The sequence below is a fragment of the Piscirickettsia salmonis LF-89 = ATCC VR-1361 genome (assembly GCF_000297215.2).
Taxonomy (GTDB): domain Bacteria; phylum Pseudomonadota; class Gammaproteobacteria; order Piscirickettsiales; family Piscirickettsiaceae; genus Piscirickettsia; species Piscirickettsia salmonis.
This window is the reverse complement of sequence record NZ_AMFF02000016.1, coordinates 4,373-14,515: the sequence shown is the minus strand read 5'-3', so window position 1 is coordinate 14,515 and position 10,143 is coordinate 4,373. Positions and strand designations below refer to the sequence as shown.

Annotated in this window: 10 protein-coding genes; 5 read left to right on the top strand and 5 right to left on the bottom strand. The window is 39.3% G+C overall.

The annotated features are described in order from the left end of the window. Positions 1 to 95 precede the first annotated feature (95 nt). Entirely contained in the window at positions 96 to 404 is a 309-nt protein-coding gene (locus C200_RS16650) for a DNA-J related domain-containing protein (protein ID WP_129556636.1), read from the top strand. Positions 405 to 421: 17 nt separating this feature from the next. Here C200_RS16650 and C200_RS01740 read toward each other — a convergent pair whose 3' ends face one another. Together C200_RS01740 and rluD are read right to left on the bottom strand one after the other, a co-directional pair. After that, entirely contained in the window at positions 422 to 3,268 is a 2,847-nt protein-coding gene (locus tag C200_RS01740) for a hypothetical protein (RefSeq protein WP_016210889.1), read from the bottom strand. Between the two features lie 509 nt (positions 3,269 to 3,777). Beyond that, entirely contained in the window at positions 3,778 to 4,728 is a 951-nt protein-coding gene (gene rluD / locus C200_RS01735) for a 23S rRNA pseudouridine(1911/1915/1917) synthase RluD (protein ID WP_016210887.1), read from the bottom strand. An 82-nt stretch (positions 4,729 to 4,810) separates the two neighbouring features. Here rluD and C200_RS01730 point away from each other — a divergent pair, with 82 nt between their 5' ends. Continuing rightward, positions 4,811 to 5,590 carry an outer membrane protein assembly factor BamD gene (locus C200_RS01730; RefSeq protein ID WP_016210886.1) on the top strand — a complete coding sequence of 260 codons (780 nt, stop codon included), beginning with the start codon at positions 4,811 to 4,813 and terminating at the stop codon, positions 5,588 to 5,590. A 68-nt stretch (positions 5,591 to 5,658) separates the two neighbouring features. Here the strand turns inward: C200_RS01730 and C200_RS14145 are convergent, their stop codons facing one another. From C200_RS14145 to C200_RS01720, 3 genes are read right to left on the bottom strand one after another with little or no spacing between them, the layout of a single operon-like run. After that, positions 5,659 to 6,366 (bottom strand): class I SAM-dependent methyltransferase, encoded by a 708-nt coding sequence (locus C200_RS14145; RefSeq protein WP_016210883.1) that lies wholly within the window; start codon positions 6,364 to 6,366, stop codon positions 5,659 to 5,661. Continuing rightward, complete coding sequence (locus C200_RS14410) at positions 6,327 to 6,578, bottom strand: hypothetical protein (RefSeq protein WP_016210888.1); 252 nt, start codon at positions 6,576 to 6,578, stop codon at positions 6,327 to 6,329. The genes C200_RS14145 and C200_RS14410 overlap by 40 nt, the downstream gene beginning before the upstream one ends. 22 nt (positions 6,579 to 6,600) lie before the next feature. After that, the gene (locus C200_RS01720; protein ID WP_032126206.1) at positions 6,601 to 6,897 is read right to left on the bottom strand and encodes a hypothetical protein; all 297 of its coding nucleotides are present in this window, start codon (positions 6,895 to 6,897) and stop codon (positions 6,601 to 6,603) included. 533 nt (positions 6,898 to 7,430) lie between these two features. On the opposite strand from C200_RS01720, the gene C200_RS01715 reads away from it, so the two are divergent. Genes C200_RS01715 through C200_RS01705 form a run of 3 tightly spaced genes read left to right on the top strand, consistent with a single transcriptional unit; the run spans position 7,431 to position 9,772 of the window. Beyond that, a complete protein-coding gene (locus C200_RS01715; protein ID WP_016210891.1) occupies positions 7,431 to 8,204 on the top strand; it encodes a hypothetical protein in 774 nt (257 codons plus the stop codon). 32 nt (positions 8,205 to 8,236) lie between these two features. Beyond that, positions 8,237 to 8,833, top strand: coding sequence for a hypothetical protein (locus C200_RS01710; RefSeq protein ID WP_016210892.1), 597 nt, complete (start codon positions 8,237 to 8,239; stop codon positions 8,831 to 8,833). Between the two features lie 57 nt (positions 8,834 to 8,890). Continuing rightward, positions 8,891 to 9,772: a hypothetical protein gene (locus C200_RS01705; protein ID WP_016210885.1), complete on the top strand. Its 882-nt coding sequence runs from the start codon at positions 8,891 to 8,893 to the stop codon at positions 9,770 to 9,772. The last annotated feature ends 371 nt before the right edge of the window (positions 9,773 to 10,143 follow it).

Sequence of the window (10,143 nt, the reverse complement as noted above, 5' to 3'; positions counted from 1 at the left end):
ACTCTTAAGTCATAACTGTAAGGAGAAGGCATCGTTTTTCCTTATTGTATTTTTTAACCTACTGATAGTATGTCAGAAACTGTTGATCGAGCGCTATACCAGCCCTCTATGACCCTTTACGTGATTACTACTTAAATCTAAATCACCTTCATCACACATCAAAAGGTGATGTAAATGACCTTATTCAGAAATTTTGGCAACGCTATAAAAACCAAGCAGACTATAACGATAATAAACACTCTGCTTTAAAGCAACTCGGTCTAGACCACACAGCCAACAAATTAACAATAAAAAAGCGTTTCAATCAACTGCGTAGTCAACATCATCCCGACCATGGCGGCAACCCTGAGCACTTTCAGCGAATAGAACAAGCCGGTAAAACCCTACTTAACATTTATAAATAAAGTGTCCAGCAAAATCTTCAGCCTAACCCCACACGGCTCTGCCTCTGAGATTGTGCAGCATTACTTGGCTCACCATAAAACACAAAACATTCATCCAACGCCTTGCCTAATGAAGCACCTCGACTATTATTTTTACCGTGCGCGAGTAAATCTTGTAAACGTTTGGGTGACGCCTCAGGCGAAACTAACTTACTGAGTACCTCTTTAGCCATGTCCGGATGATAATCAATCGCACGTTGTTTTAAGTAGTCTTCTAATGTCCAATCCGCAGTACTAAACCAGCTTTTTTTCCAATCAGTTGCCGGCACAGCTGTGGTTAAAACGGCACGAATAATACCCGCATCCCCTACGGTAGCACGCGTGTTTAACATACCAGGAAAAATATTATTACCAGCATCAACACTTCGTACTAATGTTTCAAAATCTTTATTCACCAATAAATTTGTTAATAACTCTAGCTCTGATTTTGCAATGACTGTATCACCATCTTGCAACTGTCTGGCAATAAGCTCATGTCTTTCTTTAATAAATTGTGCAATCGCGTTTTTTATAACCGTTAATTTGCTACAAAACTGCCAGTCCTCTGGTAAAATTTCTGCTATTTTTTTGCTATAAATAACCAACTCTTCTAGCTGGCTGACGATATCAGTCATTGTAAATAGTAGGCTACTATCAAGCTTAATCTGTAACAGTGCCTGTAGATGAATAAAGCTATAGTCAGTATCATAATTTTTAATTATGTCTTTTTGACGAGGATTATTTATTGAAAAATAATCAGCAACCTTATCTAGGGTCTTACTATCATAAATCATGTACTCTGGTGTTCGTTGCTCACGGCTCTCTTTAATTTGAGTTTCTTTAATATAAGTTTGCAACGAGGCAATCTGCTCTTGTTGTATCGCAATAAAATGCTCTGAAATTTGGCTATTATTTCCTAAAGCCTGATTAATTTCAGCGAGTTGACTCATCACTAAATTTGCATACTCCAAAAGTGCAACATGCGCTTTTTTGTCTTTCGCTAAAATTTCAAACGTTCGTTTAGTTAATTCAATTGATTTTTGTAAATTTTTAACACCCAGCGCTTCTTTTATTTGATGACCTGAAATCGCAACCTCATCACTTATCGCGTATTTTTCAATAAAAAAGCTCGCAAGCTGGCCACGATACAAGCCTTGATACACCGCATTACGCGCATTTGTACTCTCTAATGGTGAAATCTCAACGGTTTCAAAATAAGCAACTTTAATCTTTTCTTTATCCTCAACATTGTCAAGATAATGCCAGCCTCGAAACCGCTGTTGAGTCCCAATGATTTTAATATAGTGTGGCTCAGCTAAAAAAATACTGCCAACCAGTGCACCTGACACTATTGTATGCTCAGGCTGTGGAGTCGGTAGAGGAGAATAAGGGTTTTCGGCTAGCGGACCAGCAACATCCGCAGCTGTCATGATATGATTAATCATATCATGAACCGTAAGTCGCCTGACCAGGTTAGCACAGTGTTTTTTATAAGAGGAAATAACATCCCTATACAGCATTGCCGGATCAATAGGCAACATGCCTAACAAGCTTTTACCCACTAAAAAGGCTTCTGTTTCTTTTGAACGATCTTTAAAGTATGCATCAATAGACTTATCTTTGAGCTGCTTTACTCGGGTTTTTGTTAATGATTGAATCAGCTCTTGCAGCTGTTGGTACTTTCCTGCTAGCGCTTGACCGGCCTCACCGCCGACCAGTGGATATTCTAAATGACCAACCGCCTTTAGCAGTGCCTCCTCACTGGGGATAACAATATCAGCGGATTTATCTTTGATTGCTTGTAGTAACTGAATGAGTTGATTTAGCTTTGCATAATGGCCTGACTCAATTGCAGGATCACCCGTACTATAAATTTGCTCTGAAGATTGAATATGCGTGATAATCGCAGCAATGGCATGCGTATTCCAAGAAGACAGGCTAAAGTCTTTATTCACACATAGGTCCGCTAAAATATTAGCCACAGTTTTTAAAAAGCACCTTTGAGCATAAATCGGATCAATACTTGGATCATCCGCTTTCACCGCTTGCAAAGTAGCAATGCCTTTACTTAAGGTATTATATAAAAACTTTGTCAGCGCTACATCAGTCAGCTGATGACCCAGCATCAATTGCACCACCAGTTGTGTTACAATCCTCTCCCAGCTCTCCAGTAACGGTTTAGGTAAGTCATTCATAGCAGCAAGGAGCTCAATCTTTTCCAAACGTTCTGGTGATGGGTCACTTTCTAAGCTAGCAATAAGATTATTCCAGGCAAGTTGGATATGATGATGGCTAAACTTTTCCTGAACATCCGTTGCAATAAAGTGCTCCATTTTCTCTACCAGCGTCTCTAATGGATCAGCTGCATCATAGGCTTTGCCGATAATCGATCCAGCAGCAGCCCCAGCCAGAGCACCCAGAACCCAACCTTTAATGCCACCGGCAGCGATACTTACCCCTTTATTAACAGCTAAAGAACCCGCTCCGATTAATAGCGTTTTGGCAATATAGTGCTTGATGGTATGCGTACCATGGCCCAGCCAATCTTGTAATTTTAAAAATGTATTTTTATGCCTATTTTCATCCTGTAAAAATGTTCTAAGACGATCATCACTAATCTTGCCAAGATGCAGCTGTCTCTCATCACTGTGATCACTTGTGAAAAAATCAGTAATATGCTTAAAAAACTTTTTACAACCTTCTATACCCCAAGTAAAATAAGATTCATGATCATCAATATTGATATTGATAAATGATGCATTAACGCCACGCTGTAATTTAGCAAATCGTCTTAGCTTTGCAAAATCAAGGACTGTCTTAAATTGTTGATGTAAAAATTCAGGCATAGCGTACTCTTTAATTATTATGAAAATAAATAACAATATCAGGTTCTGGCGAACAACGTTTAATAAGGCCCAAAGCCTCTCTTTTCTATACTCTTTAAGCTGTGTAAATTATGTAAATAGAGTGCTTCTGCTAAATTTAGCTTGGCAGCAACAGGCTTCTCAATTTGCCCTGCCTATATAGCACAACAACACTATATATTTTATTTAATAAATATAGACATTAAATATAATTTAATAAATAAAGCATGAGTAAAATTCATGTAATAATTAAATTATTTTTAATGTAATTATAGATTATTTTTTATTTCACTTGATTCTTCTATAAACAAGAAGCTATTCGATTGAATCACCAAGTCAAAAAGATAGTTATTTACTGCTGAGAGTCAATAAAATCTAAGGGTTAAGACCTAATCAAACGCTGTTAAGTAACTTTTAGGCTCAATCCCAACGTATAAACCTGTTTCATAATAAAGAGCCCGCGACGAGAGCTAGGCTCTAATACTTAGAAATTAACCATGCTTTAATGCCATGAGTAATTGCGTCATATCTTCAGGTAGTGGCGCCTGCCAGGTCATTAATTCACCCGTTACCGGGTGTGCAAGTGAGAGCTCGCACGCATGCAACGCCTGGCGTTTAAAGTAACGTATCATATTTTTTAATTCATCACTTGCCCCAGCAGGTATTTTCAAACGTCCGCCATACGTCCCATCCCCAATCAAAGCGTGACGCCGATGTGCCATATGCACACGAATTTGATGCGTACGGCCCGTTTCTAATTGAACACGCACATGCGTATGCTGCAAAAACCGTGTTAACACCTTAAAATGCGTCACTGCGGGCTTACCCTGCCCGGGTTTAACCACACTCATCTTCGTTCTGTGCACTGGATGGCGGCCAACCGGCTCATCTATCGTTCCACCTCCAGTTAAGATGCCTTGTACCACAGCCTCGTATTCACGACGAATCTCACGTTTTTGTAAGGCATCCACCAACTTCGTATGCGCTTCTAGGGTACGTGCAACGACCATTAAGCCGGTAGTATCCTTATCTAAACGATGGACAATACCCGCTCGTGGTACAGTGGCAATCGCCGGGTCTAAGTGCAGCAACGCATTCATTAACGTACTGTCTTGCACACCTGCCCCAGGGTGCACTACTAAACCCGCAGGCTTATTAATGATAATTAAGGCATCATCTTGATAGACAATATTTAAGTCTATTGGCTGCGGCTTCGCCACTATTTCAAGCTCACGCTCAACATGTAGTGTCACCATTTCCCCACCAATCACTTTATCTTTAGCTCGCCACGTTTGACCATCCACCAAAATAGCCCCAGCTTTAAGCCACGCTTGTAATCGTGAGCGCGAGTAATCACTAAATAGATCAGCCAAGACCTGATCAATACGTTCACCTTGATGGGATTCATCTATAGACGCTGTTAAATCAATGATTTCTTTCACTCTCACTCTTCCTATCGACCAAATTGCCTGAACAAGGTACACTAGGCATCAACAGATGTGAATAGACAGACATAAACTAAACATGAACTATTTAACAAAAAAAACATTATTGACCTTATTAACTACCAGCGCTGGTGCACTATTACTAAGCGCCTGTAGTAGCACACCGAAAGTGGATTATGGCACACTCAATGCCGAACAAATCTATCAACGCGGCGCAAACCATATACAAGAGGAAGATTATGATCTCGCTGTCAAAGAATTCCAACAGCTAGATGCCCATTACCCATTTGGCCCCTATGCCCAACAAGGTGACCTAGATACTATTTATGCCTATTATCAAGATGATAAACCAGATCTAGCACTGTTACAGGCCAACCGTTTTATTAACCTCTATCCGCGTAATCCAGGCTTATCGTATGCCTATTATATGAAAGGTGTCATCAACTTCGATCAAGGTGCAAGCTTTCTCCAGCGTTACTTCTATTATGATATCAGTGAGCATGACACCACTACGGCAAAACAAGCCTATATGGACTTTAATACTTTTATTCATAAGTTCCCAAATAGCCCATATGTCACTGATGCCAAGCGCCGTATGATTTATTTGCGCAATGCCTTGGCTCAATTTCAGCTCAACGTTGCTTTGTATAATTTACAAAAAAAAGCCTACATTGGTGCCATAACGCGCGCTCAGGATATAATAAAAGAATACCCACGCACTCCAGCGGTTGAAGGTGCGCTTAAGGTGATGATTCAAGCTTACCAAGCACTCGACTTAACAACGCTTGCTAACGATACCATCGCCACCTATCAAGTCACTTACCATAAGGCACCTTTTGCTAAGAAAAAGCCCTCATAGAAATAGTTAAAACACACCAAACATAAAGTACAGCCAGAGAGATACAACCTAGCTGTACTTCGCTTAGTTTATATTTTATAAGCGACAACCGTTGGGAAAATTTTGGCATAACCATCAATAAATTCTATTTGAGAAAAGCCTACTTCTTCAAGCTGCTGATAAGTCGTCGCATAACTACGATAGCACTGGAATTGAGTGCCAATGATATCAGAAAAAACAATACGTTGCTTCTGTGCCGCAGCTACATTCACCTCATCAATCACCCATTCACTGTCAGGGTAAGCTAAAGGAAAAGTTAAAAAACTAACAATCAAACACCCATTCGGCTTTAACGCCTGATAACATTTTTGATAAAACACTTGCACACGATCATCATCTGGCTCATAAATCGTCAAACCATTACTACACAATACATCCAATGTATTACTTAAGCTTAATTGCCATGCATCTTCACAAACCAATTCAGCGTCAATACTATAAGCTTGAGCAACCTTGACGGCCAAGTCTAGTGCAGCTTGGTCCAAATCAATTCCATAAGCTTTAAAGTTTAGTGCTGGCTTTAAACTCGCCAAATCATACATCAACCCACATGGCAAGGACGCAAACTGAGCATAATCAGTCATTTTCCCTTGTAATAACTTTTGAAAAATCTCACCTCGCTGTTGAGTGGCTAAAATAATAGGCGCTTCTTCTAATAAGAATCGCTCTAAAGGCAATAAAGGTCGGCCATAGGCATCTAAGCCTGGCGCTGCGCGACATTTGGGATGACGTACCATATATATTGCGTCCAATAACCATTGAGTCCCCGATGCTCAATTAAATAACGTCCAAACTGAAATTCAGCTAAACACGCCAACAATTCGATTTGTTCATCAACTGAAATATCTTCTAAGTCCCCACGCTGACAAATTAATTTTTCTCGTACTTTATAAGCGTCATTAAAGCTACCAGCATTCAAATTATGAGAAACCAACTGCTTATTTAGCATAAACCTCACCTAAATTAAAGTTTTAATCAGCACTGCCATACATCGTAATATAACTTCTAGCCTGTTTTACCTTTGCTACACAGCTTGAAAACTGGTTAAATTCCTGTTGAACTTTAGCCGCTGAAAGCAACGTCATAGCTTGCGTATAATTGACTGTACTCTCAAAATTATTTGCCTGTGCATAATCAAGATCTTGATAGGCTTGTTGTAAGTCACTACGGCACTGGTTTGCCATTAGTGAGTTGGTCGGCTCACCTGCACATGCAGATAATAGGATCAAAGACCCAACCGCCATTATTATTTTAATAAAAAATTTCATTTTACTTTTTCCTTTAACACCATCACTTAAAAATTCAAAGATAATCAAATACAAGCCATCAAGCCGTTATAATAACGAAACGAGTGAGCATATTAAGCAATAAAGACTGACCTTATTTTACGACTACATAGCCTCACTACTCATAAAATAATAACGAATAATAACATTTAAATAACAAACTCTATAGAAGATATAATAAAGGATATATTATTTTTACAATTAATAATTACAACTTAAAAAGACCAATAAAAAATTGCTAAAATATATGATTGATTTTAACGATTAATTTAAGTGAACTTAATTACAACTTAAAATTTTAAGTGCTAAGATGGGGACCAACTTCAAGTAAGCTTTAAGGAGAGAGCTTAAATACAAAACCACATATAAAATCATTGACTCTATTTAAATTTTTAAATACATGCTAATTCTTTAAATTAATTATTATTTATTTCTATATATCCACATATCCACATAGTCACTTAAATAGATTAATAAATAATCATATTAATTCTCATTTTCAAGGAAAGATCAATATGCCTAGATCTCCAGGATCACCAACAGCAGAAGACCCAGATCCAGCAACAGATGGTTGGGTTTGTGTCCATATAGACGATAAAGCCAAAGCCGAAAAGGCGACTAACACAGGCACTGACCCTGATGATATTCAAAAAAGTTTACAAGCAATGCGCCAAGGAGAACTCATCGGCGCACGTGAAAGAAAAGCCAGTGAAGAATATATGCAAGCGGAAGCAGTAGCAGATCAAGAAATTGAAAGAGTTGGAAAGTTACTACACGATATTCGCCCATCACAACCTGAAGATTATAGTCACGATAGTGATGATAATTTCAAGCTGGAAATGCCGCTTGCCACAAGCCCAACAAATAGACCAACACCAAGTAGTTCTACTCCTTCTTCTCCTCACTTTTCTTATCAACCACCAGATCATCATGGTCATGATTTAGCCGATGCCCCTGCACCGCCTATAGCAGGAGCAGCTAGCAGCCCTTCTACAGTCTCTCACTTTTCTCCTAAGCCAACAGCTCATAGTCATGATTTAGCAGACTTACCTAGATCTCCTGTAGTAAACACTGAATATAGTCTAACAGTGAGTAGTCCTTCTACACCGTATCGCCGCTTTTCTTCTAAACCACCTGCAGCAGCTAACCGCTTATCTACACTTTCTCATCATTCTTCTAGTCAACTCGCTATGAAACCACCACCCAAGTGCTCCGATCTTTTTTTTAAAGCTGCCGTTGGTGTAACTGTCACAGCTGCGGTGGTTGCCATAGCAAAAAGCCTGGGCTAAAACAACTAAGTTAATTAAAAACAAGGAAAAATATGCCTTCACATTTTTCAGATTTCCTCGCAAAAAAACTGGCAGAAAATCCTACAAAATTCAGCCGAGCATTGCGTTTTGCTATACAAAGTAGCAGGTCAGAACACAGAGGCTGGTTTGGTGGATCAGATCTATTTACTGGAAAAATAACAAAACAGGAACATATTGGACAACAAGTCATTAATGAGCTTGCGACCCTTTCAGGCTCAAGTCCCACAGTAATTCGGCAAGCTTGTATTGCTGCTGTTAGAAAACTTTTTGGCTCTGACACTCCTGGAGGCTGGAATATTGGTACTGGCTCCATCATAGGCCATTCCACATCATATAAACCAATAGTTATGGCTAACTTTCTCACACAACTGAAAGCAGATAAAGATGTAGCAATAAAATATGAATATGTCCTCCCTGGTGCAAAATCAAGCGATATCCAGCTTGCGATACGCTCAAATGCTGAGAATGCATTTAGAGAGTTAGATGCAAGACTACCAAAACATTCACCCACCCCGGTTTATCAACAATTTACTGATATGGCGCTTGACTCAGCTACAGCTGAACCTCATGAAGAGCTACCTCAACCCGATAGCATAGAGCCCAAATAAAAAAGACAAGAAATTTTACAACTTAAATATTTTCAGCAACAAAAATAAGGAAATTAAGTGACCACTAGCATTACTTTCACCAACGAACTTCCGAATTATAACGACAAACGCATAGAATTTAAAAGCCATGAGTTTGAAAGTCTTATTCAGGCCATCTATTTTCATAATCAAAAGCTTGAAAGTCACAGTGATAAACAATATCGACTGCACTTTATGCCATTTACTAATGGAAGAAAGCGCCCCGGAATTAAACGCCTTCTTCGCAAAATTCTAGGCAATTATAAGCAATTAGCATTACCTCTCGACTTTCTCGAACCTACAGATGAGCCAGATCCAAGCGGACATATTATTCGCAGCCCTGATGATTACATTTTCACTCTTCAAGAAATAGACCCTTTGTCATTAAGCAGCTCTTATGCTCAAACTGATGACGAACAATTAACACCTAGCGTTGACAGCCCTAGTTACTCTACACCTATCTCTACTTCATTGAGTGAGCTTCACTTACAACCTGATGCATTTTTACAGGCTGATGATGAACTTTCAACGCTTAAAGTAGATCACCCTGATGACTTTATTCCTAAACTTAGAGAAACGACAGCTTCTCCCATACAACCTGACAGCCCCTTATCCCACCCACTTAGCCCATCTGCTGAACCATCTGAACAAATTGAAGCAATAAGAGCGCTGATTGCCGACAGGGACGATGAACAACAATCCGCAAGTGATCAAGAAGGTGACGAAGCCTTTGAGTTTATCCGCCACCCAGGTAGGCCCGCAGTCCCTGAAGCTGAATTGGCAGAACCAGAGGTTGGTTTAGACTTTGTACACCTTCATGATCCAGCAACTAGAACAAGTGACTTACTTTTAGCACATTTTATGAGAGAAACTGCAGATGAAGCACCACCAACACTTGATAGCGCACCATCCTATGAATAAAACCAATCAGAATATACAATAATAAGCAGCAGCTCAACTGCTTATACTTAGCTAACAATTACAATATGCCATAATCGAGGGAAGTTATTTAATAAACTTCCCAAATACCACACTAAAAATAATAAGACATCAAGACAATGCCAGACATCCAACTCCTTACGCTACGACAACCGACGCCCTCAGATTGCACAGCATTTATTAACGCTGTAAAAATCAGCACATCCCTTCACTTTCCCTGGGTTACACCTGCAGATAACGAAATAGATTTTCTAAATTATAGCGCTCGATCAATAGTTTCTGACATAATATCAGGAGGTTAAAAAATACAATAAGGAAAAACGATGCCTTCTCCTTACAGTTTATGACTTAAG

Excerpts from the sequence above, each read along its gene's own strand:
- C200_RS01740 (WP_016210889.1), bottom strand. The coding sequence starts at position 3,268 with ATGCCTGAATTTTTACATCAACAATTTAAGACAGTCCTTGATTTTGCA.
- C200_RS01715 (WP_016210891.1), top strand. The coding sequence starts at position 7,431 with ATGCCTAGATCTCCAGGATCACCAACAGCAGAAGACCCAGATCCAGCA.
- C200_RS14145 (WP_016210883.1), bottom strand. The coding sequence starts at position 6,366 with ATGGTACGTCATCCCAAATGTCGCGCAGCGCCAGGCTTAGATGCCTAT.
- C200_RS01720 (WP_032126206.1), bottom strand. The coding sequence starts at position 6,897 with ATGAAATTTTTTATTAAAATAATAATGGCGGTTGGGTCTTTGATCCTA.
- C200_RS01730 (WP_016210886.1), top strand. The coding sequence starts at position 4,811 with ATGAACTATTTAACAAAAAAAACATTATTGACCTTATTAACTACCAGC.
- C200_RS14410 (WP_016210888.1), bottom strand. The coding sequence starts at position 6,578 with ATGCTAAATAAGCAGTTGGTTTCTCATAATTTGAATGCTGGTAGCTTT.
- C200_RS01710 (WP_016210892.1), top strand. The coding sequence starts at position 8,237 with ATGCCTTCACATTTTTCAGATTTCCTCGCAAAAAAACTGGCAGAAAAT.